Raw genomic sequence first — 22,105 nt, 5'->3', positions numbered from 1 at the left:
GGGCGGCGACCGGGCGGTCGCCGCCCCGGCCGCCCGGGCCGAGGCCGCCGCCGCCTGGGGCGTCGGCGAACTCCCCGCCCGGCTGGGCCGGGACACCGAGCAGATGCTGGCCGCGGCCGCCCACGGCGACCTGGACGCGCTGCTGGTCGGCGGCGTCGACCCGGACGACCTGCCGGACCCGGCGCTCGCCGAGGAGGCGCTGGCCGCCGTCCCGTTCGTGGTCTCGCTGGAGCTGCGCCCGTCCGCCGTCACCGCGCACGCCGACGTGGTGCTGCCGGTCGCCGCGGTCGCCGAGAAGGCCGGCACCTTCCTGGACTGGGAGGGCCGGGTGCGGATGTTCGAGGCCGCGCTCAAGCCCGACCAGCAGATGGGCCGGCACCTGTACCCGGACCTGCGGGTGCTGAACATGCTCGCCGACGCGCTGGGCCACCGGCTCGGCCTGCCCGACGTCCGCGCCGCCCGGCTGGAGCTGGACCGGTTCACCCCCTGGACCGGCGACCGGCCGGCCGCCCCGGCCGCCCACCCGGGCCTGCTGCCCCGGCCGGCCACCGGCCAGGCGGTGCTGGCCGGCTGGCGGCTGCTGCTCGACCGGGGCTCGCTCCAGCAGGGCGATCCGCACCTGGCGGGCACCCGGCACCCGGCGGTCGCCCGGATCTCGCCGACCACCGCCGAGGAGATCGGCGCCGCCGGGGCGGCCGCGCTGCGGCTGACCGGCCCGGCCGGCTCGCTCACCCTGCCGCTGGAGCTCACCAAGGAGATGCCGGACCGCACGGTCTGGATCCCGCTCAACTCCACCCCGGGCGGCGCCCACCGCGCGCTCGGCACCACCACCGGCCACCTGGTCACCATCGCCGCCGCGGACGCCACCGCGCTCGCGGAGGCCGGCGGGCCCGAGGAGGAGGAGAAGTGACCCCGACCTCGCACCCGCTCGCCGGGTACGACCTCGCCGCGTACGAGACGCTCGGCTTCTTCGGCCGCGACCCCTGGTGGCTGGTGCTGCTCAAGGCGGTCTTCTGCTTCGCGTTCCTGGTCGGCACGGTGCTCGTGGCGATCATCTTCGAGCGCAAGGTGGTGGCCTGGATGCAACTGCGCATCGGGCCCAACCGGAACGGCCCGTGGGGCCTGCTGCAGTCGCTCGCGGACGGCGTGAAGCTGGCGCTCAAGGAAGACCTGGTGGTCAAGGGCGCCGACAAGGCGGTCTACGTGCTGGCGCCGATCGTCTGCGCGATCCCGGCCTTCATGGCCTTCGCGGTGATCCCGTTCGGTCCGGCCGGCGACGAGGTGTCGGTGTTCGGCACCCGGACGCCGCTGCAGCTGACCGACTTCCCGGTGGCGCTGCTGTACATCCTGGCCACCGCCTCGGTCGGGATCTACGGCATCGTGCTGGCCGGCTGGTCGTCCGGCTCGACCTACCCGCTGCTCGGCGGGCTGCGCTCCTCGGCCCAGATGATCAGCTACGAGATCGCGATGGGCCTGTCCTTCGCGGCGGTGTTCATCTACTCCGGCTCGATGTCCACCTCGGAGATCGTCGCCTCGCAGCAGCCGACCTGGTTCGCGGTGCTGCTGCCGGTGTCGTTCATCGTCTACGTGGTGGCGATGATCGGTGAGACCAACCGGGCGCCGTTCGACCTCCCGGAGGCCGAGGGCGAGCTGGTCGGCGGCTTCAACACCGAGTACTCCTCGCTGAAGTTCGCGATGTTCATGCTGGCCGAGTACGTCAACATGGTCACCGTCTCGGCGGTCGCCTCCACCCTGTTCCTGGGCGGCTGGCGGGCCCCCTGGCCGGTGTCGGCCTTCTGGGAGGGCGCCAACCACGGCTGGTGGCCGATGCTCTGGCTCACCGCCAAGATCTGGCTGCTGCTGTTCGGCTTCGTCTGGCTGCGCGCCACCCTGCCCCGGTTCCGCTACGACCAGTTCATGAAGATCGGCTGGAAGGTGCTGATCCCGGTCTCGCTGGTCTGGCTGGTGATGGTGGCCAGCGTCCGGGCGCTGCGCAACGAGGGCTACGGCTTCGGCGAGGTGGTGCTGTACGTGGGCGCCCCGGTCGGCGCGCTGCTGCTGATCGGCCTGCTGCGGGACGCGCTGAAGCACCGGAAGGAACCCGAGGCCGAGGCGCCGAGCGCGGAGTTCGACCCGATGGCGGGCGGGTACCCGGTGCCGCCGCTGCCCGGTCAGCAGCTCCCGCCGGTCCCGCGCCGGCCCAGCCGCGCCCCGAAGCAACTCCAGGACGCCCTCAACGGGGCCGACCATTCCGAAGGGAGCTGAACCGAGATGTCGTCCGAACAGAACGACCGGCCCGAACGGGCCGAGAAGCCGTCCATCCTCGGACCGGCCGCCGGCTTCGGCGTGACCTTCAAGGCCATGTTCAAGAAGCGGCTCACCGAGCAGTACCCGGAGCAGAAGAAGCCCACCGCCCCGCGCTTCCACGGCCGCCACCAGCTGAACCGGCACCCGGACGGCCTGGAGAAGTGCGTCGGCTGCGAGCTGTGCGCCTGGGCCTGCCCGGCCGACGCGATCTACGTCGAGGGCGCGGACAACCGGGAGGAGGAGCGCTACTCGCCCGGTGAGCGGTACGGCGCGGTGTACCAGATCAACTACGCCCGCTGCATCCTGTGCGGCCTGTGCATCGAGGCCTGCCCGACCCGGGCGCTCACCATGACCAACGAGTACGAGCTCGCCGACTCCTCCCGCCAGGACCTCATCTTCACCAAGGAGCAGCTGCTGGTCGGGCTCTCCGAGGGGATGGTCGACAGCCCGCACTCGATCTTCCCGGGCGCCGACGAGGGCGCGTACTACCGGGGCGAGATCACCGCGGCGGCGCCCGGGACGGTCCGGCAGGAGCCCACCGACCGGGAGAAGGAGGCGCAGTCGTGACGGCCGCCCCCGCCGCCCTCGCCGCCGGCGTCACCGGTGCCGCCTCCACCGGGGAGGCCGTCCAGTTCTGGGTGCTCGCGGTGGTCGCCGTCGGCGGCGCGCTCGGCATGCTGCTGATGAAGAAGGCGGTGCACAGCGCGCTCTGCCTGGCCGCCACCATGCTCGCCCTGGCGGTCTGTTACATGGCCCAGGGCGCGGTCTTCCTGGGCGTGGTGCAGATCGTCGTCTACACCGGCGCGATCATGATGCTGTTCCTGTTCGTGGTGATGCTGGTCGGCGTGACCAGCGCGGACTCGCTGAAGGAGCAGCTGAAGGGCCAGCGGTTCGCCGCTGTGCTCTGCGGCCTCGGCTTCGGCGTGCTGCTGGTCGCCGGGATCGCCAACGCCCGGCTGGACACCTTCGCGGGCCTCGGCGAGGCCAACGCCGAGGGCAATGTGCAGGGCCTGGCCCGGCTGATCTTCACCAAGTACGTCTGGGCCTTCGAGGTCACCGGCGCGCTGCTGATCACCGCCGCGATCGGCGCCATGGTGCTGACCCACCGCGAGCACGTGACGGCCCCGAAGACCCAGCGCGAGCTGGCCGCCCAGCGGGTCCGGGACAACCTGCAGCTGCCGCCGCTGCCCGCGCCCGGCGTCTACGCCCGGCACAACGGGGTGAACATCGCGGCCCTGCTGCCGGACGGCACGATCGCCGAGGACTCGGTCATGGAGACGCTGCGCGAGCGCGGCCAGCTCCGCGACGTCAGCCACGAGATGCTGGCCCGGATGGCCGAGCTGGAGTCCACCACCGCCGACTGGCTCGGCCGCCCGCCGTCCGCGCGTCCGCCGGTGACCGGCCCGCGCAAGCCGCTGGAGCCGGTCCCCGCCAACCACCACGACGAGGAGGGGGCGGAGTGAATCCGGTCAACTACCTCTATCTCTCCGCCCTGTTGTTCACCATCGGCGCCTCCGGCGTGCTGATCCGGCGGAACGCGATCGTCCTGTTCATGTGCGTGGAGCTGATGCTGAACGCCTCGAACCTGGCGCTGGTCACCTTCTCCCGGCTGCACGGCAACCTGGACGGCCAGATCATGGCGTTCTTCACGATGGTGGTGGCGGCGGCCGAGGTCGTGGTCGGCCTCGCCATCATCGTCTCGATCTTCCGGACCAGGCACTCCGCTTCGGTCGACGACAGCAACCTGATGAAGCTGTAGGCGGAGGACCTCGGTGAACTCTCTCATTCCGCTGCTGGTCGCCGCCCCGCTGGCCGGCGCCGCCCTGCTGCTGCTCGGCGGCCGGGCGTTCGACCGGTTCGGCCACTGGCTGGCGACCGCGCTCGCCGCGCTCTCCTTCGGCTTCGGCCTCGCGCTGTTCTCGTCCATGCTGGGCCGGGACCCCGAGGAACGCGCCATCGGCGAGCACCTGTTCAGCTGGATCCCGGTGAACGGCTTCCAGGCCGACATCTCGTTCCGGCTCGACCAGCTCTCGATGACCTTCGTCCTGCTGATCACCGGCGTCGGCACCCTCATCCACCTCTACTCGGTCGGCTACATGGCGCACGACGAGCGCCGGCGCCGCTTCTTCGCCTATCTGAACCTCTTCCTGGCGGCGATGCTGCTGCTGGTGGTCGCCGACAACTACCTGCTGCTGTACTTCGGCTGGGAGGGCGTCGGCCTCGCCTCGTACCTGCTGATCGGCTTCTGGCAGCACAAGCCGAGCGCCGCCACCGCCGCGAAGAAGGCGTTCATCGTCAACCGCGTCGGCGACATGGGCCTGTCCATCGCGATCATGCTGATGTTCGTCGAGTTCGGCTCCTTCGCCTTCGAGCCGGTCCTCGGCGGCGCCGGTCAGGCGAGCGAGGGCAAGCTGACCGCGATCGGCCTGATGCTGCTGCTCGCCGCCTGCGGCAAGTCCGCCCAGGTGCCGCTGCAGTCCTGGCTCGGGGACGCGATGGAGGGCCCGACCCCGGTCTCCGCGCTGATCCACGCGGCCACCATGGTGACCGCCGGCGTCTACCTGATCACCCGCTCCGGGGCGATCTTCAACCTGGCGCCGGACGCGCAGACCGCCGTCGTGGTGGTCGGCGCGGTCACCCTGCTCTTCGGTGCGATCGTCGGGTGCGCCAAGGACGACATCAAGAAGGCGCTGGCCGGCTCGACCATGTCGCAGATCGGCTACATGATCCTCGCGGCCGGCCTCGGCCCGATCGGCTACGCCTTCGCGATCATGCACCTGGTGACCCACGGCTTCTTCAAGGCCGGGCTGTTCCTCGGCGCCGGGTCGGTCATGCACGGCATGAACGACGAGGTGAACATGCGCCACTACGGCGGCCTGCGGAAGTACATGCCGGTCACCTTCGTCACCTTCGGCCTCGGCTACCTGGCCATCATCGGCTTCCCGGGCCTGTCCGGCTTCTTCTCCAAGGACAAGATCATCGAGGCGGCGTTCGCCAAGGGCGGCACCGAGGGCTGGATCCTCGGCCTCTGCGCGCTCACCGGCGCGGCCGTCACCGCGTTCTACATGACCCGGGTGATGATCCTGACCTTCTTCGGCGAGAAGCGCTGGCAGCCGGACGCCCAGGGCAACGACCCGCACCCGCACGAGTCGCCGAGCACCATGACGGTGCCGATGGTGCTGCTGGCGGTCGGCTCGGTCTTCGCCGGCGGGATCTTCGCCTTCAACGACTCCTTCCTCACCTGGCTGGAGCCGGTCACCGGCCACGACGAGGGGAACTCCCCGCTCGCCCCGCTGGTGGTCACCCTGCTCACCAGTGCCTGCATGCTGGCCGGCGTCGCGCTCTCGTACCTGGTGTACGGCCGCTCCGCCGTCCCGGTCGTGCCGCCGTACGGCTCCCCGCTCACCCGGGCCGCCCGCCGGGACCTCCTCCAGGACGACTTCAACCACGCCGTCCTGGTCCGCCCCGGCTCGGCGCTCACCGCCGCGCTGGTCTACTTCGACAGCCGCGGCCTGGACGGCCTGGTCAACGGCCTGGCCGCGACCATCGGCGGCCTCTCCGGCCGGCTGCGGCGGATCCAGAACGGCTACGTCCGGTCGTACGCGCTCTCCATGTTCGGCGGCACGCTGGTGCTGGTCGCCACGACTCTCCTGATGAGGTCCGTCTGATGAATCCCCATCACACCCGCGGTCGGGAGGTCGAGGCATGAGTGCCCTGCTCACCGCCACCTGTGCCGTCCCGGCGGCCGGCGCGGTGCTCACCGCCGCGCTGCCCGCCGGGTCCACCGAGAGCCGGCGGCGGACCACCAAGATCGTCGCACTGGCCGTCTCCGCGGTCACCCTGGCGCTGGCCGGCGCGGTGACCTCGAAGGTCGACCCGGACGGCGCGCGCTACCAGCTGACCGAGTCGTACAGCTGGATCCGCTCCTTCGGCATCACCTTCTCGCTCGGCGTGGACGGCATCGGCGCGGTGCTCGCGCTGCTCACCGCCGTCCTGGTGCCGATCGTGCTGCTCGCCTCCTGGCACGACGCCGACCCGGCCGCCGTCACCCCGGAGGGGACCTTCGACGGTGACACTCTTGAGGGGCGCCGCCGCACCCAGGGCTTCTTCGCCCTGATCCTGGCGGTGGAGGCGATGGTGATCGTCTCCTTCTACGCCACCGACGTCTTCCTCTTCTACGTCTTCTTCGAAGCCATGCTGATCCCGATGTACTTCCTCATCGGCGGCTTCGGAGACCGGGCGGGCGGCCCCGAGTCGGCCCGCCAGCGCTCCTACGCGGCGGTCAAGTTCCTGCTCTACAACCTGCTCGGCGGCCTGGTCATGCTGGCCGCCGTGATCGGCCTGTACGTGATCGCGCAGGACCAGGGCGTCGGCACCTTCGACCTCCAGACGCTGACCTCGGCGGTCGCCGAGGGCCGGCTCCAGCTCAGCGGCACCGCCGAGAAGGCGCTGTTCCTCGGCTTCTTCTTCGCCTTCGCCGTCAAGGCCCCGCTCTGGCCGCTGCACACCTGGCTGCCGAACGCGATGGGCGAGGCCACCGCCGGCACCGCCGTCCTGATCACCGCCGTGGTCGACAAGGTCGGCACCTTCGCGATGCTCCGGTTCTGCCTCGGGCTCTTCCCGGACGCCTCGAAGACCTTCGCCCCGGCGATCATGGTCCTCTCGGTGATCGGGATCATCTACGGCGCGCTGCTGGCGATCGGCCAGAAGGACATCAAGCGGCTGGTCGCCTACGCCTCGATCTCGCACTTCGGCTTCATCATCATGGGCATCTTCGCGCTGACCAGCCAGGGCCAGAGCGGAGCCACCCTCTACATGGTCAACCACGGCATCTCCACCGCCGCGTGGATGCTGGTGGCCGGCTTCCTGATCTCCCGCCGCGGCTCCCGGCTGATCGCCGACTACGGCGGCGTGCAGAAGGTCGCCCCGGTGCTCGCCGGGACCTTCCTGATCGGCGGCCTGGCCACCCTCTCGCTGCCCGGACTGGCGCCGTTCGTCAGCGAGTTCCTCGTTCTGGTCGGCACCTTCAGCCGGTACCCGGCGGTCGGCATCGTCGCCACCTTCGGCATCGTGCTCGCCGCGCTGTACGCGCTGCTGCTGTACCAGCGCACCATGACCGGACCGGTCAAGGCCGAGGTGACCGGGATGCCCGACCTCAAGGCCCGCGAACTCGCCGTGGTCGCCCCGCTGGTGGCGCTGACCCTGCTGCTCGGCGTCTACCCCAAGCCGCTCACCGACATCGTCAACCCGGCGGTGGACGCGACCCTCTCGCAGGTCCACCAGACCGACCCGGCACCGGCCCACCCGGTCGCCGCCGTCCAGGACGGCTCCACCCGCTCAGGAGGTGAGCACGAGTGAGCACCACCGGAACTCTCGCCGCCGCCGGCGGCGGCACCCAGAGCATCCCCGCGCCGCACATCGAGTACGGCCAACTCTCGCCGATGCTGGTGGTGTTCGGCGCCGCCGTGGTCGGCATCCTGCTGGAGGCCTTCCTGCCCCGGCGGTACCGGCACCGGGCCCAGGTGGTGCTCGCCCTGACCGGCCTGGCCGGCGCGTTCACCGCCGTGGTGGTGCTCGCCGCGCAGGGCTACGGGACCACCAAGGCCGAGGTGACCGCGATGGGTTCGGTCGCCCTGGACGGCCCGACACTGTTCCTCCAGGGCGTGATCCTGCTGGTCTCGGTGGTCGCGGTGCTGACCTACGCCGAACGCCGGCTGGAGCCCAAGGCCGGCGGCGAACCGGCCGACGCGTTCGCCGCCCAGGCCGCCGCCACCCCCGGCGGCGAGCAGGAGCGCGGCGCGATCCGGGCCGGCCTCACCACCAGCGAGGTCTTCCCGCTCACCCTGTTCGCGGTCGGCGGGATGCTGCTGTTCCCCGCCGCCAACGACCTGCTGACCATGTTCGTCGCGCTGGAGGTTTTCTCCCTCCCGCTGTACCTGCTCTGCGCGCTGGCCCGGCGCCGCCGGCTGCTCTCCCAGGAGGCGGCGGTCAAGTACTTCCTGCTCGGCGCCTTCGCCTCGGCGTTCTTCCTGTTCGGCACCGCGCTGCTGTACGGCTTCGCGGGCACCGTGCGGCTCGGCGAGATCGCGGACGTCATCTCCGGCAACGTGCTGATGCCCCCGGCGCTGGCCTCGTCCACCCAGAACGACGCCCTGCTGCTGATCGGCCTGGCGATGCTGACGGTCGGCCTGCTCTTCAAGGTCGGCGCGGTGCCGTTCCACGCCTGGACCCCGGACGTCTACCAGGGCGCGCCGACCCCGGTCACCGGCTTCATGGCGGCGGCGACCAAGGTGGCCGCGTTCGGCGCCGTGCTCCGGCTGTTCTACGTCGCCTTCCCGGCGCTGCGGCTGGACTGGCGGCCGGTGCTGTGGGGTGTGGCGATCCTCACCATGGTGGTCGGCGCGGTGCTGGCCGTCACCCAGCAGGACGTGAAGCGGCTGCTCGCCTACTCCTCGATCGCGCACGCCGGGTTCATCCTCACCGGCGTGATCGCCAGCAACCGCCAGGGCGTCGGCTCGGTGCTGTTCTACCTGCTGGCGTACTCCTTCGTGACGCTCGGCGCCTTCGCCGTGGTCACCCTGGTGCGCGACTCCAAGGGCGAGGCCACCCACCTGTCCAGCTGGGCCGGTCTGGGCCGGCGCTCCCCGCTGGTCGCGGCGGTGTTCGCGCTCTTCCTGCTGGCCTTCGCGGGCATCCCGCTCACCTCCGGGTTCACCGGCAAGTTCGCGGTCTTCCAGGCCGCGGCGGCCGGCGGGGCCACCCCGCTGGTGATCGTCGGCGTGCTCAGCTCGGCCGTGGCGGCGTTCTTCTACATCCGGGTCATCGTGCTGATGTTCTTCTCCGACCCGCAGCCGGGCGGGCCGACCGTGGCCATCCCGAGCGCCTTCACGGCGACCGCGATCGGGATCGGGGTGCTGGTCACGATCGGACTCGGGCTGCTGCCGCAGTACTTCCTGGACCTGGCCTCCAAGGCCGTGTTCTTCGTCGGCTGACCGCCCGCCGGCCGCCCGCCGGAACCGCCCGCCGACCGTCCGGGCCGCGCCCCCGCGCGCGGCCCGGACGCGGCGTACCGGCATCCCCGCTGGCCAGCGCCGACGCCCCGGGCATGACAGACCCGCACGCCCGTGCAGTGATCCACTCGCGACCGGATACCCTGCCTGTATGGCCAGCGGCGGCACTCAGGGACCAGGCCGCTAGATCGACCAGGGACAGAGGAGTGGTCTTCGTGACCGTCGTGGGACCCTTTGGGCTCAGCGTGCAGGACCGCGATCTGACCCGCGACGTCCAGGCCGGGATGGACGCGGTGGAGAACGCGCTCGCCGAGGCCGTGAAGAGCGACGTCCCGTTCATCACCGTCACCGCCAGCCACTTGATGGCCGCGGGGGGCAAGCGCTTCCGCCCGCTGCTGGTGCTGCTCGCCGCCCGGTTCGGCGACTCCAACGCGCCCGGCGTGGTGCCGGCGGCGGTGGTCGTCGAGCTGACCCACCTCGCCACGCTGTACCACGACGACGTCATGGACGAGGCTCCGGTGCGCCGGGGCGCCCCCAGCGCCAACTCGCGCTGGGACAACTCGGTCGCCATCCTGACCGGCGACTTCCTCTTCTCCCGCGCCTCCCAGGTGCTCGCCGACCTCGGCCCGGAGGCCGTCCGGCTGCAGGCCGACGCGTTCGAGCGGCTGGTCACCGGCCAGATCCTGGAGACCGCCGGTCCGGGCCCGGACGACGACCCGCTCGACCACTACCTGAACGTGCTGGCCGGCAAGACCGGCTCGCTGATCGCCGTCTCCTGCCGGATAGGAGCACTGGCGGCCGGCGCCGAGCCGTGGGTGATCGACATCCTCAGCGCCTACGGCGAGCGGATCGGCATCGCCTTCCAGCTGGCCGACGACGTGCTCGACATCGCCAGCGACGGCGACGAGTCCGGCAAGACCCCCGGCACCGACCTGCGCGAGGGCGTCGAGACGCTGCCGACGCTGCTGCTGCGGCAGATGCCCGCCGACCCGTCCGACCCGGAGGACACCCGGCTGCGCGAGCTGCTCCGCCAGGACCTCGCCGACGACGCACTGCACGCCGAGGCGCTGCGCCTGCTGCGCCGCCACCCGGCGCTGGAGCACGCCCGCCGGGAGACCCTGCGGCACGCCGAGGAGGCCCGCGCGATGCTCGACCCGCTGCCGGACGGCGCGGCGAAGGAGGCGCTCCAGGCGCTCTGCGACTCGGTGGCCATCCGCACCATGTGAGGCCCGGACGGGCCCGGGCGGCGGTCGGCGCGAAGTGCCGCCCGGCCGCTCCGGGGCGCGCGGCATGGGGGAGACTGACAGCGTCAGCACCGTGTCCGCGCTCCGCCCATCCGGAAGGCCGCCATGCTTCGCGTCGTCATCGCCGAGGACTCCGTACTGCTGCGGGAGGGCCTGACCCGGCTGCTCACCGACCGGGGCCTGGAGGTCGTGGCCGGGGTGGGCGACGGCGAGGCGCTGATCAAGACCATCCACGACCTGGCCGCCGCCGGCGAGCTGCCGGACGTGGTGGTCTCCGATGTGCGGATGCCGCCCAGCCACACCGACGAGGGCCTGCGCGCCTGCGTGACGCTCCGCGGCCGCTACCCGGAGCTGGGCGTCCTGGTGCTGTCGCAGTTCGTCGAGGAGCGGTACGCCTCGGAACTGCTGGCCGGATCCACCCGGGGCGTCGGCTACCTGCTGAAGGACCGGGTCGCCGAGGTCCGCGAGTTCGTGGACGCGGTGGTCCGGGTCGCCGGGGGCGGCACCGCGCTGGACCCGGAGGTGGTCCAGCAGCTGCTCAGCCGCAGCCGCAAGGGCGACGTGCTGGCCGGGCTGACCCCGCGCGAGCGCGAGGTGCTGGGGCTGATGGCGGAGGGGCGGACCAACACCGCGGTGGCCAAGCAGCTGGTGGTCTCCGAGGGCGCGGTGGAGAAGCACGTGAGCAACATCTTCCTCAAGCTGGGGCTCTCGCCGAGCGCCGGGGACCACCGCCGGGTGCTCGCCGTGCTCACTTATCTGAATTCCTGAACGGCTCGCCGCCGGACCGCCTCCCGACGGGCGTTCGCACCCGAACCGGCCAGCCCCGAACGGGTATGGGTCCCGCCACCGCCGGTGTTGTACCGGAATGCGACGGTGATTTTCCGCCGCATCGGGTAGTTCCGTCCAAGGCAATCCTTACCCGCATAGGATGCGAGAGGTGCACCAGGCGGACGGGGCACACGGCTCACGCCCGCGGCTGGTGCCCCTGAGGAGGTCCGCGGCAGTGACCAGTCAGGTCGATCAGTCAGAAGCGGTGGACGGCTCGGACGGCGAGGGAGGCCGTTCCGAGTCCGGCGGGGGACGCTCCGGTCCTGCCGCGCCGGTCGGTCCACAGCCCACGCGAGCCAAGCCGATCCGCCGATTGGACCGGGTGATCATCAGATTCGCCGGCGACTCCGGTGACGGTATGCAGCTCACCGGTGACCGCTTCACCTCGGAGACGGCGTCCTTCGGCAACGACCTCTCCACCCTGCCCAACTTCCCGGCCGAGATCCGGGCCCCCGCCGGAACGCTGCCCGGTGTGTCGTCCTTCCAACTCCACTTCGCCGACCACGACATCCTGACCCCGGGGGACGCGCCCAACGTCCTGGTCGCGATGAACCCGGCCGCGCTGAAGGCCAACCTGCCCGACCTGCCGCGCGGTGCGGAGATCATCGTCAACACCGACGAGTTCACCAAGCGCGCGCTGGCCAAGGTCGGGTACGGCGCGGACCCGCTGGCGGACGGCTCGTTGGAGGCCTACCACCTGCACAAGGTGCCGCTCACCACGCTGACCCTGGAGGCGCTCAAGGAGAGCGGGCTGGCCCGCAAGGACGCCGAGCGGGCGAAGAACATGTTCGCGCTGGGCCTGCTCTCCTGGATGTACCACCGGCCGACCCGCGGCACCGAGACCTTCCTGCGCAGCAAGTTCGCCAAGAAGCCGCAGATCGCCGAGGCCAACATCAGCGCCTTCCGGGCCGGCTGGAACTTCGGCGAGACCACCGAGACCTTCGCGGTCTCCTACGAGGTGCAGCCGGCCAAGCTCCCGGCCGGCCGCTACCGCAACATCTCCGGCAACCTGGCCCTGTCCTACGGCCTGATCGCCGCCTCGCGGCGCTCCGGATTGCCGCTCTACCTGGGCTCGTACCCGATCACCCCGGCCTCGGACATCCTGCACGAGCTCAGCCGGCACAAGAACTTCGGCGTCCGCACCTTCCAGGCCGAGGACGAGATCGCCGGGATCGGCGCGGCGCTCGGCGCGGCCTTCGGCGGCGCGCTCGGCGTGACCACCACCTCCGGTCCGGGCGTGGCGCTGAAGAGCGAGACCATCGGCCTGGCCGTCTCGCTCGAACTCCCGCTGCTGGTGGTCGACATCCAGCGCGGCGGCCCGTCCACCGGGCTGCCGACCAAGACCGAGCAGGCCGACCTGCTGCAGGCGATGTTCGGCCGCAACGGCGAGGCCCCGGTGCCGATCGTGGCCCCGGCCACCCCGGCCGAGTGCTTCGACGCGGCGCTGGAGGCGGCCCGGATCGCGGTCACCTACCGCACCCCGGTGTTCCTGCTCTCGGACGGCTACCTGGCCAACGGCTCGGAGCCCTGGCGGATCCCGGAGGTCGACGAACTGCCGGAGATCGTGCCGGACTTCGCCACCGGGCCGAACCGCGAGGACGGCTCCTTCTGGCCCTACCTGCGCGACCCGCAGACGCTCGCCCGCCCGTGGGCGGTGCCCGGCACGCCCGGCCTGGAGCACCGGATCGGCGGCATCGAGAAGCAGGACGGCACCGGCAACATCTCCTACGACCCGGCCAACCACGACTTCATGGTCCGCACCCGGCAGGCCAAGGTGGACGGCATCGCGGTGCCCGAGGTCGAGGTCGACGATCCGTCCGGCGAGGCCAGGGTCCTGGTGCTGGGCTGGGGTTCGACCTACGGCCCGATCACCGCGGCGGTCCGCCGGGTCCGGGCGGACGGCGGCCGGATCGCCCAGGCGCACCTGCGCAACCTCAACCCCTTCCCGGCCAACCTGGGCACGGTGCTGCGGAGTTACGACAAGGTCATCGTCCCCGAGATGAACCTCGGCCAGCTGGCGCTGCTGCTGCGCGCCAAGTACCTGGTGGACGCCGAGTCCTACAACCAGGTGCGCGGACTGCCGTTCAAGGCGGCGCAGTTGGCGGACGTGCTGTGGGCGGCGATCGGCACCCTGGACGAGGAGGACAACCGATGAGCGAGCAGTTCCCCTCGTTGAAGCTGGTCCCGAAGACCGAGGAGCGGCAGAGCGCCAAGGACTTCAAGACCGACCAGGAGGTGCGCTGGTGCCCGGGCTGCGGTGACTACGCGATCCTGGCGGCGGTGCAGGCGTTCATGCCGGAGCTGGGGATCAGGCGGGAGAACACCGTCTTCGTCTCCGGGATCGGCTGTTCGTCCCGTTTCCCGTACTACATGAACACCTACGGCGTGCACTCGATCCACGGCCGCGCCCCGGCGATCGCCACCGGGCTGGCCTCCTCCCGGCAGGACCTCAGCGTCTGGGTGGTGACCGGCGACGGCGACGCGCTGTCGATCGGCGGCAACCATCTCATCCACGCGCTGCGCCGGAATGTGAATCTGAAGATCCTGCTGTTCAACAACCGCATCTACGGCCTGACCAAGGGTCAGTACTCGCCGACCAGTGAGCTCGGCAAGATCACCAAGTCCACCCCGATGGGCTCGCTGGACGCCCCGTTCAACCCGCTGTCGCTGGCGATCGGCGCGGAGGCGAGCTTCGTCGCCCGGACCATCGACTCCGACCGCCAGCACCTCCAGTCGGTGCTGCGGGCGGCGGCCGAGCACGAGGGCACGGCGCTGGTCGAGATCTACCAGAACTGCAACATCTTCAACGACGGCGCCTTCGAGGTGTTGAAGGAGCCCGGCACCCGGGACGAGGCGCTGATCCGGCTGGAGCACGGGCAGCCGATCCGCTTCGGGGCGGACGGCGGCCAGGGCGTCTTCCGGGGCGCCGACGGCGAGCTGTTCGTCGCCCCGGTGACGGCGGACAACGAGTCGGCGCTGCTGGTCCACGACGCCCACGCGGCCAGCCCGACCCCGGCGTTCGCGCTCTCCCGGATCGCCGACGCGGACACCCTGCACCACACCCCGATCGGTGTGCTGCGGAGCGTCCGGCGCCCGGTGTACGACGAGCTGATGGCCGACCAGCTGGCCACCGCCGCCGCCGACCGCGGTACCGGCGACCTGGCGAAGCTGCTGGCCGGCGGCGACACCTGGACGGTCGACTGAGACCGGCCCGCGACACCCGGCGGCGCCCCCCGGCCATCCCGGCCCGGGGGGCGCCGCGGTGTCCCGCCGCTACCGCTGCCCGGCCCACTCGACCAGCTGGAGCACCACCCCGTTCGGGTCGGTGACCTGGAAGAGCTTCTCGCCCCACGGCTCCTCGCGCAGCGGCATGGTGATCTCCACGCCCGCGCCCTTCAGCCGGGCCTCCTCGGCGGCCACGTCGGCGACCACGAAGGCCAGGATCAGGCCGGTGGCGACCCGGTCCCGGACGTCTTCCGGCAGGACCTCGATCCCGCGCTTGAGGAACACCACGTTCACCCCGGCGCTCTCGTGCCCGAGCGAGGCGAACCCGTCCGCCGTCATCTGCTCGGCGAACCCGAAGTGCTCCCGCAGGAACGACGCGGACGCCTCGACGTCCTCGACGGTGAGCGAAACGGCGGAGGAAGTGATCTGCATGGTTGCTGAGCCCTCTCGTCGGCGATTATCCCGTACGCAGTACACTATACGCAGTACGGAGTAATTGGAAACAGTGATCCCCGTCACAGTGCGTGGTCGTTCGCGCGAAAGCGCGGGCCCTAGTCCAGGCCGGGCAGCGGCTCCTGGTCGACCTCGTGGCGCGCGACGCGCTCGGCCGGGTCGCGGCACTCCGGGCCGAGGCGGAGGATCCGGGACTCCGGGTCGTGCAGCGGGCGGTGGCAGCGGCGGCAGGTGACCCGGGGGCGGATCAGCTCCGGGGTGGCGGTGCCGGGCAGCGGGTCGGGGTCGGCGGCGGTCATGCCCCCGACCGTACCGGCGGGGGCGGACGCGGGCGTGAAAGGATCGGCCCATGGCCAGTGACCGCAGCAGCGCAGGGGACCCGGCACGCACGCTCGCGCTGCTCTGGGGCATGTCGGCGGAGGAGAAGCCCGGGCGGCGCGGCCCCCGGCAGGCGAAGTCCCCGGCCGAGATCGCCGCCGCCGCGATCGCGATCGCGGACGCCGAGGGGGTGGACGCCGTCACCATGCGGCGGGTCGCCCAGGAGCTCGGGGTCTCGCCGATGGCGCTCTACACCTACGTGCCCGGCAAGGCCGAGCTGCTCGACCTGATGCTGGACACCGTCTACGCGGCCATGCCCCGCAGCGCCCCCGCCGACCGGGGCTGGCGGGCCCGGGCCGCCGCCGTCGCCGACGACAACCGCGCGCTGCACCGCGCCCACCCGTGGACGGTGGCGGTCGCCACCAGCCGCCCGCCGCTCGGCCCGGGCCTGATGGCCAAGTACGAGTACGAGCTGCGCGCCCTGGAGGGCACCGGGCTGCCGGACGTCGACCTGGACGCCGCCCTCACCCACCTGCTCGGCTTCGTGGAGACCTGCGCCCGGATGGCCGCCGACGAGCGCGCCGCGCGCCAGGACAGCGCGCTGACCGACGCCCAGTGGTGGAGCGCCAACGCCGAGCTGCTCGCCCGGGTCTTCGACGCCGAGCGGTACCCGGTGGCGGCCCGGGTCGGCGCCGCGGCCGGCGAGGCGCACGGCGGCGCGTACCACCCGGACCACGCGTACGCCTTCGGGCTGGCCCGGGTGCTGGACGGGCTGGCCGCGCTGATCGCCGAGCGCGGGCGCCTGGACGCCTAACGCCCGCGGGAGTCGTACTCCTCGCGCGCGTCGCGGACGGCGCACATCCGGGCCTCCACCCAGTGCGCGAGCGCCGAAACGTGCCCGGCCGCCTCCCGGCCGAGCGGGGTGAGGCTGTAGTCGACCCGGGGCGGGATCACCGGATGGGCCTCGCGGAGCACGAAGCCGTCCCGCTCCAGGGCCTGCAGGGTCTGCGCCAGCATCTTCTCGCTGACGCCCTGGACCCGGCGGCGCAGTTCGCTGAACCGGTAGCCGCGTTCGAGCAGGGCGACCAGTACCAGCACCCCCCAGCGGCTGGTGACGTGCTCCAGCACGCCCCGCGACGGACACATGCGGTCGTAGATGTCGGGCGCCCGGTCGAGCAGGGACGAACCCTCGGTCATTACCTCCATGTCAGTACCCTACTTTTAAGTGCGTACTTACGAAAGGTTAGTGCCTTCCCTAAGGTGAGTTCCGAAGTCGAAAGTTCAACGGACAACCATCTCCAGGGAGCATCACCATGTACGTCGTCACCGGAGCCACCGGACAGCTCGGCCGTCTCGTCGTCGAGGGGCTGCTGGCGGCCGTCCCGGCGAGCGAGATCACGGTGCTGGTCCGCTCCGCCGACAAGGCCGCGAGCTGGGCGGAGCGGGGCGTGCGCGTCCACGAGGCCGACTACAGCCGTCCCGAGACGCTCACCGGGGCCTTCGCGGCCGGCGACCGGGTGCTGCTCATCTCGGGGAACGAGTTCGGCAGCCGGGTGGCGCAGCACGGCGCGGTGATCGACGCGGCCAAGGCCGCCGGGGTCGCACTGCTGGCCTACACCAGCATCCTGGGCACGGCGACCTTCGGGCTGGGCGACGAGCACAAGGCCACCGAGGAGCTGCTGCGCGCCTCCGGGCTGCCGTTCGCCCTGCTGCGCAACGGCTGGTACACCGAGAACTACCTCGGTGACGTGGCCGGCACGGTGGAGCGCGGCGTCGTCCTCGGCAGCGCCCGGGACGGCCGGGTGGCCACCGCCCCGCGCCTCGACTACGCCGCCGCCGCGGTCGCCGTGCTGACCGGTGAGGGGCACGAGAACCGGGTGTACGAGCTGAGCGGCGACGTCGCGTGGGGCCTGGCCGAGCTGGCCGCCGAGCTGACGAAGGCCTCGGGCCGGCCGGTCGAGCACCGCGACGTGACCCCGGCCGAGCACCGCGAGGTGCTGATCGGCGCCGGTATGCCGGAGGGCTTCGCCGACGTGTTCGTCGACGTGGACGCCGGCATCGCGCGCGGCGAGCTGGCCGGCACCCCGGGCGACCTGGCCCGGCTGATCGGCCGCCCGACCGCCCCGCTGGCGGAGAGCGTGCGGGCCGCGCTCGGCGCCTGAGGGCCGCTCCGGCCCCCGGGCGCCGCCCGCGGGGCCCCGGTCATGGCTGTGTCATGACCAAAATACGGATACGGAGATGACAGCCGCCTCCGCGCCCGCTACCGTCGGCTCGACACACGCGCGCGGAGGGCAGGCGTTCCATGCCGGAGACAACCCAGCACGAGGCCGGACGAGGCCTCTGGTACGGAATGGCCGCGTACGGCATATGGGGGCTCTTCCCGCTGTTCTGGCCGCTGCTGGAGCCCGGGGCGGCCGACGACATCCTGGCCAACCGGATGGTCTGGTCGCTGGTCGCGGTGGCCCTGCTGCTGCTCGTCCAGCGGCACTGGTCCTGGATCCGGCCGCTGCTGCGCCAGCCCCGCCGGCTCGCCATGCTGGGCGGGGCCGCCGCCGTGATCTCGGTCAACTGGGGCGTCTACATCTGGGCCGTCAACGCCGGGCACGTGGTCGAGACCAGCCTCGGCTACTTCATCAACCCGCTGGTCACCATCGCCTTCGGCGTGCTGGTGCTCAAGGAGCGGTTGCGGACGACCCAGTGGGTGGCGGTCGGCATCGGCGCGCTCGCGGTGGCGGTGCTGACCGTCGGCTACGGCCGGCTGCCGTGGATCGCGCTGACCCTGGCGTTCTCCTTCGCCACCTACGGGCTGCTGAAGAAGAAGGTCGGCCTGAGCGGGCTGGAGAGCCTGGCCGCCGAGAGCGCCTTCATGTTCCCCTTCGCCCTCGGCTACCTGGTCTACCTGGAGCTGGCCGGCCGCGGCACCTTCGGGCACACGGTGCCCGGCGAGTACGGCTGGGGGCACTCCGGGCTGCTGCTGCTCAGCGGGGTGATCACCGCCGTCCCGCTGCTCTGCTTCGGCGCGGCCGCGGTCCGGGTGCCGCTGACCGTGCTCGGACTGCTCCAGTACCTGGCGCCGGTGTTCCAGTTCCTGATCGGGGTGGCGGTCTTCCACGAGTCGATGCCGCCCGCCCGCTGGGCCGGCTTCGCCCTGGTCTGGGCGGCCCTCGCCCTGCTCACCTGGGACGCGCTGCGGCGGGTCCGGGCCGACCGGGCCGACCGGGCGGCCGTCCGCGCCGGGACGGCCGCCGTGCCCGCCGCCGACCCGGTCGCCGACGCGGTGCCGGTCAGGCGGTGATGTCCCGCGCGGTGAACCGGGACCAGGCCGCCGAGCCGAACACCGCCACGTAGGCGGCCTGCAGCCCGAGGTTGCGCGCCACCCCGTCCCAGTCCATCGGCTCCCGCAGCAGGTCGCCGAAGCTGAGCCAGTGGTGGGTGAAGAGGTACGGCTGGATCGCGTGCAGCTGCGGGAAGCTGTCCAGGATCTGCACCGTGATCACCAGACCGACCGTCGCCGCCATCGCCGCGATGCCGCTGCCGGTGAGGGTCGAGACGAACAGCCCGATCGCCACCAGCCCGGACAGCGAGGCCGCCACCACCACGGCCACCAGCACCGCCCGCAGCAGCGCCGAGCCCAGGCCGATGGTCTCCCCGGAGATCAGCGTGACGTCGCCGAGCGGGAACAGCGCCGCCCCGGTGGCCACCGCCGCCAGCGCCACCGTCACCGTCGCGACCAGGCAGAACGCCAGCCCGGCGGTGAACTTGGCGGCCAGCAGCCTGGTCCGCCCGGCCGGCGCGACCAGCAGGTAGCGCAGCGTCCCGGTGGCGGCCTCGCCGGCCACCGAGTCCCCGGCGACCACCCCGACCGTCATCGGCAGGAACACCGGCAGCGCCACGGCGAGCGCGGTGAACACCAGGAACAGGCCGTTCTGGGTGACCTGCGCGATGAACGCCGGTCCCTCGCCGCCCTGCGACCCGTCCGTCTCGATCTTGACCACGGTGCCGATCAGCACCGGCAGCACGGCCAGGATCGCCAGCAGCACCACCGTCCGGGTCCGGCGGAAGGTCAGCAGCAGCTCGTTGCGGAACAGCGCCAGGAACCCGGCCGCCGTCTGCGGCCGCCGCCCGTGCGCCACCGGCCCGTGCACCACCGGCCCGTGCGCCGCCGGTTCGGCGACCGCCTCAGCCCGCGACATCGAAGCCCTCCCCGGTCAGCGCCACGAAGGCGTCCTCCAACGTGCCCCGCTCCAGCCCGAAGCCGTGCACCCGCACCTCGGCGGCGACCAGCGCCGCGCAGAGCCCGGGCAGCGCCTCCTCGGCGAGCGGCCCCAAGTCCCCGAGGTCGCCGTCCACCCGCTGCTCGCCGATCCGCAGATCGGTGACCTTGTGGGCGAGCAGCACCTCGCCGGCCCGGTGGGTGTCCGGGGTCCGGACCACCAGCCGGCCGCGGGCCCGGGCGGCCAGCTCGGCCACGGTGCCCTGGACCACCAGCCGGCCGCGCGACATCACCGCGGCGTGCGTGCAGACCTGCTCGATCTCGTCCAGCAGGTGCGAGGAGAGGAAGACCGTGGTGCCCTCGGCCGCGACCTCCCGGATCAGCGCCCGGATCTCCCGCATGCCCTGCGGGTCCAGGCCGTTGGTGGGCTCGTCCAGGACGAGCAGCTCGCGCGGCTGGAGCAGCGCCGAGGCCAGGCCGAGCCGCTGCTTCATGCCCAGCGAGTACGCCCGGGCCTTCTTGCCGGCCGCGGCGGTCAGCCCGACCCGGTCCAGCGCCTCGGCGACCCGGCGCCGCCGGGTGCGCGGGTCGGCGGTCGGGTCGGCCGCGTCGAACCGGGCCAGGTTGTCCCGGCCGGAGAGGAAGCCGTACAGCGCCGGCCCCTCGATCAGCGCACCGACCCGGGGCAGCACCGAGGCCACCGACTGCGGCATCGGCTCGCCGAGCACCGTCGCCACCCCGGCGCTGGGGGCGATCAGGCCCATCAGCATCCGGATGGTGGTGGTCTTGCCGGAGCCGTTCGGCCCCAGGAAGCCGAAGACCGAGCCCCGGGGGACGGTCAGGTCCAGCCCGTCCACGGCGAGCTGGCCGCCGCGGAACCGCTTGGTCAGGCCGCTGGTCCGGATCACGTCGTCGGACCGGGACGCGGGCGGAGGCGGGGGAGAAGCGGCACCGGGGGCCGGGCGCGCCACCGCGCCCGACCCCCCGGCCGGCTCCGTAACGTCCCCCGTCACGGAAGCCTGGGCCACTACTTCACCCCGGCCGCACTCTGCAGCACCGGCAGCGTCACCGCGCCCGCGAAGACCCGGCCGTCCTCGGTGACCAGCACGTTCAGCACCTTGGTGCTGATCAGCGAGCCGCCGGCGACCGGCTTGCCGAGCGCCTTGACCAGCGCCAGCGGGTTCTGCGCCCGGCCCTCGCCGCCGCCGTGCCCGCCCTTGCCGTGGCCGTCCGCACCGCGCGCGCCCTTGCCCTGCGGGCCCTTGGCCTCGCCCGGGACGAACAGGTCGCCGCTCGGCAGCTTGGCGGACAGGACGGTCGTCCATCCCTCGCCGATCACGTTCAGACCGTCGGCCGCCGCCTCGGCGCCCTTGGCGTGCTCGCCGTCGGCGGCGTGCTCCCGGCCCTCCGCGGCCTTGCGCTCGGTCACCTTGGCGCCCTTGGGCACGGTGAACTCGAAGGTCTTCGCGGCCGGCTTGGCGAACGAGACGTCGGTGAAGTGGACGTCCAGCACCGTGCTCCCGTCGGCGCCCTTGACCAGCACCGACAGCGGCACGCCGTTGTCGGCGGCCACCGCGATCCGGACCTCGCCGATCGTCGAACCGGACTGGGTCGGCTTCACGCTCAGCCGGTACGCCTTCTGCCCGGCCACGTTCACGGTGCCGTCCACGGTGACGGCGGTGGTGCCCGCGCCCGCGGCGAGGAACTGCCGGGCCGCCTCCTGCGGGGTGGTCGGCACCCCGGTCAGCGGCGCCCCGCCCCGGTGGCCGTCCGCGTGGGCGCCCGCGCCCGCGCCGGTCAGGTGCACGGCCTCGTTGGTGGAGCTGTCCCAGGCCCAGACCTGGTCCCCGTTGCGGATCAGCTCGTAGCCGGACAGCTTCTCCAGCAGACCGATCCGCTGCTTGTCCGGACCGTCCACCGAGACCCGCAGCCGGTGCTCGCCGCCCAGCAGACCGGAGAGCTTCGCCTCCGGCGCGGCCGCCGACGGCCGGTCGCCGCCGCTGCCGCCCGAACCGGCCCCGCCGGCGGCGCCCGCGAGCCCGCCCGCGGCCGCGCCCAGCAGCTGGCTCGGCACACCCAGGTCGGTCGAGAGCGACACCGTGCCGGAGAGCGTCTCGGCCTGCGAGCCGAGCACCTTCGCCACCAGCTGCTCCGCCGTCAGCGCGGGCAGCTCCGGCGGCGAGGAGTCCGCCAGCGCCGGCACCAGGCCGACCCCGGCGGCGATCGCGGCGGCCACCGCCAGCGGCAGCGCCACCCGCACCGCGGTGCGCCGGCCCGACCGGTGGGGAGCCCCGCCCTGCAACGCGTCCGCCGGACTCCCGCCCGCGGCCGCCCTGTCGTCCGTCATCCGTCCAACCCCTCCGTCAGTGACCGACTGTCCCTGTGCCTCCACCATTAGACGGTCGCCCGCCCGTTCGCGTCATCGCCCTCCAGGGCCAGATCCGGCTCGACCTCCCGGCGCAGCCGACCCTGACAGCACCTCAGGGTCGCCTCCTCCGAACGTACGA

At 72.5% G+C, this 22,105-nt stretch carries 21 protein-coding genes; 15 read left to right on the top strand and 6 right to left on the bottom strand.

Annotation, left to right across the window (positions count from 1 at the left end; translation table 11 throughout):
* The 12 genes from AB0N76_RS18960 to AB0N76_RS18905 form a co-directional block, all read left to right on the top strand.
* Positions 1 to 910, top strand: a 910-nt coding sequence (locus AB0N76_RS18960; protein ID WP_363558539.1) for a molybdopterin-dependent oxidoreductase, incomplete at its 5' end; no start/stop codon positions are given.
* The gene (nuoH, locus tag AB0N76_RS18955) at positions 907 to 2,265 is read left to right on the top strand and encodes an NADH-quinone oxidoreductase subunit NuoH (protein WP_363558537.1); all 1,359 of its coding nucleotides are present in this window, start codon (positions 907 to 909) and stop codon (positions 2,263 to 2,265) included. The genes AB0N76_RS18960 and nuoH, both read left to right, overlap by 4 nt.
* 6 nt (positions 2,266 to 2,271) lie before the next feature.
* The gene (nuoI, locus tag AB0N76_RS18950) at positions 2,272 to 2,874 is read left to right on the top strand and encodes an NADH-quinone oxidoreductase subunit NuoI (RefSeq protein WP_363558535.1); all 603 of its coding nucleotides are present in this window, start codon (positions 2,272 to 2,274) and stop codon (positions 2,872 to 2,874) included.
* Complete coding sequence (locus tag AB0N76_RS18945; protein WP_363558533.1) at positions 2,871 to 3,770, top strand: NADH-quinone oxidoreductase subunit J; 900 nt, start codon at positions 2,871 to 2,873, stop codon at positions 3,768 to 3,770. Before nuoI ends, AB0N76_RS18945 begins: the two co-directional genes overlap by 4 nt.
* Positions 3,767 to 4,066 carry an NADH-quinone oxidoreductase subunit NuoK gene (nuoK, locus tag AB0N76_RS18940; RefSeq protein ID WP_363558531.1) on the top strand — a complete coding sequence of 100 codons (300 nt, stop codon included), beginning with the start codon at positions 3,767 to 3,769 and terminating at the stop codon, positions 4,064 to 4,066. Before AB0N76_RS18945 ends, nuoK begins: the two co-directional genes overlap by 4 nt.
* A gap of 13 nt (positions 4,067 to 4,079) precedes the next feature.
* Positions 4,080 to 5,975, top strand: coding sequence for an NADH-quinone oxidoreductase subunit L (gene nuoL / locus AB0N76_RS18935; protein ID WP_363558529.1), 1,896 nt, complete (start codon positions 4,080 to 4,082; stop codon positions 5,973 to 5,975).
* A gap of 37 nt (positions 5,976 to 6,012) precedes the next feature.
* Positions 6,013 to 7,665, top strand: coding sequence for an NADH-quinone oxidoreductase subunit M (locus tag AB0N76_RS18930; protein ID WP_363558527.1), 1,653 nt, complete (start codon positions 6,013 to 6,015; stop codon positions 7,663 to 7,665).
* Positions 7,662 to 9,299: an NADH-quinone oxidoreductase subunit NuoN gene (nuoN, locus tag AB0N76_RS18925; RefSeq protein WP_363558525.1), complete on the top strand. Its 1,638-nt coding sequence runs from the start codon at positions 7,662 to 7,664 to the stop codon at positions 9,297 to 9,299. Before AB0N76_RS18930 ends, nuoN begins: the two co-directional genes overlap by 4 nt.
* Before the next feature lie 233 nt (positions 9,300 to 9,532).
* Positions 9,533 to 10,543 carry a polyprenyl synthetase family protein gene (locus tag AB0N76_RS18920; protein WP_363558523.1) on the top strand — a complete coding sequence of 337 codons (1,011 nt, stop codon included), beginning with the start codon at positions 9,533 to 9,535 and terminating at the stop codon, positions 10,541 to 10,543.
* A 123-nt stretch (positions 10,544 to 10,666) separates the two neighbouring features.
* Positions 10,667 to 11,329, top strand: coding sequence for a response regulator transcription factor (locus AB0N76_RS18915; protein ID WP_363558521.1), 663 nt, complete (start codon positions 10,667 to 10,669; stop codon positions 11,327 to 11,329).
* Positions 11,330 to 11,564: 235 nt separating this feature from the next.
* Entirely contained in the window at positions 11,565 to 13,544 is a 1,980-nt protein-coding gene (locus tag AB0N76_RS18910; protein WP_363558519.1) for a 2-oxoacid:acceptor oxidoreductase subunit alpha, read from the top strand.
* The gene (locus tag AB0N76_RS18905) at positions 13,541 to 14,593 is read left to right on the top strand and encodes a 2-oxoacid:ferredoxin oxidoreductase subunit beta (protein ID WP_363558517.1); all 1,053 of its coding nucleotides are present in this window, start codon (positions 13,541 to 13,543) and stop codon (positions 14,591 to 14,593) included. Before AB0N76_RS18910 ends, AB0N76_RS18905 begins: the two co-directional genes overlap by 4 nt.
* Before the next feature lie 69 nt (positions 14,594 to 14,662).
* On the opposite strand, the gene AB0N76_RS18900 is transcribed toward AB0N76_RS18905, so the two are convergent.
* Both AB0N76_RS18900 and AB0N76_RS18895 read right to left on the bottom strand, forming a co-directional pair.
* Positions 14,663 to 15,046, bottom strand: a complete 384-nt coding sequence (locus tag AB0N76_RS18900; RefSeq protein ID WP_363558515.1) for a VOC family protein — start codon at positions 15,044 to 15,046, stop codon at positions 14,663 to 14,665.
* 119 nt (positions 15,047 to 15,165) lie between these two features.
* Positions 15,166 to 15,366, bottom strand: a complete 201-nt coding sequence (locus AB0N76_RS18895) for a DUF6011 domain-containing protein (RefSeq protein ID WP_363558513.1) — start codon at positions 15,364 to 15,366, stop codon at positions 15,166 to 15,168.
* 50 nt (positions 15,367 to 15,416) lie between these two features.
* Between AB0N76_RS18895 and AB0N76_RS18890 the strand changes: the two genes are divergently transcribed.
* Entirely contained in the window at positions 15,417 to 16,199 is a 783-nt protein-coding gene (locus tag AB0N76_RS18890) for a TetR/AcrR family transcriptional regulator (RefSeq protein ID WP_363558511.1), read from the top strand.
* On the opposite strand, the gene AB0N76_RS18885 is transcribed toward AB0N76_RS18890, so the two are convergent.
* Positions 16,196 to 16,582, bottom strand: coding sequence for a helix-turn-helix domain-containing protein (locus AB0N76_RS18885; RefSeq protein WP_363558547.1), 387 nt, complete (start codon positions 16,580 to 16,582; stop codon positions 16,196 to 16,198). The two genes, AB0N76_RS18890 and AB0N76_RS18885, sit on opposite strands and share 4 nt — an antisense overlap.
* A 116-nt stretch (positions 16,583 to 16,698) precedes the next feature.
* Between AB0N76_RS18885 and AB0N76_RS18880 the strand changes: the two genes are divergently transcribed.
* Positions 16,699 to 17,547, top strand: a complete 849-nt coding sequence (locus tag AB0N76_RS18880; RefSeq protein WP_363558509.1) for an SDR family oxidoreductase — start codon at positions 16,699 to 16,701, stop codon at positions 17,545 to 17,547.
* A gap of 140 nt (positions 17,548 to 17,687) precedes the next feature.
* A complete protein-coding gene (gene rarD, locus AB0N76_RS18875; protein ID WP_363558507.1) occupies positions 17,688 to 18,680 on the top strand; it encodes an EamA family transporter RarD in 993 nt (330 codons plus the stop codon).
* Here the strand turns inward: rarD and AB0N76_RS18870 are convergent.
* The 3 genes from AB0N76_RS18870 to AB0N76_RS18860 all read right to left on the bottom strand — a co-directional run bounded on the left by AB0N76_RS18870 (position 18,670) and on the right by AB0N76_RS18860 (position 21,945).
* A complete protein-coding gene (locus AB0N76_RS18870) occupies positions 18,670 to 19,578 on the bottom strand; it encodes an ABC transporter permease (protein WP_363558505.1) in 909 nt (302 codons plus the stop codon). The genes rarD and AB0N76_RS18870 overlap by 11 nt on opposite strands.
* Positions 19,565 to 20,506, bottom strand: a complete 942-nt coding sequence (locus tag AB0N76_RS18865; protein WP_363558503.1) for an ABC transporter ATP-binding protein — start codon at positions 20,504 to 20,506, stop codon at positions 19,565 to 19,567. The genes AB0N76_RS18870 and AB0N76_RS18865 overlap by 14 nt, the downstream gene beginning before the upstream one ends.
* A 119-nt stretch (positions 20,507 to 20,625) precedes the next feature.
* Complete coding sequence (locus AB0N76_RS18860) at positions 20,626 to 21,945, bottom strand: DUF2092 domain-containing protein (RefSeq protein ID WP_363558501.1); 1,320 nt, start codon at positions 21,943 to 21,945, stop codon at positions 20,626 to 20,628.
* Between the last annotated feature and the right edge of the window lie 160 nt (positions 21,946 to 22,105).

The sequence above is a fragment of the Kitasatospora sp. NPDC093806 genome, from assembly GCF_040683335.1.
Classification (GTDB): Bacteria; Actinomycetota; Actinomycetes; order Streptomycetales; family Streptomycetaceae; genus Kitasatospora.
Note: the sequence above shows the minus strand (reverse complement) of the source record. Positions and strands in the feature narration are given on the sequence as shown.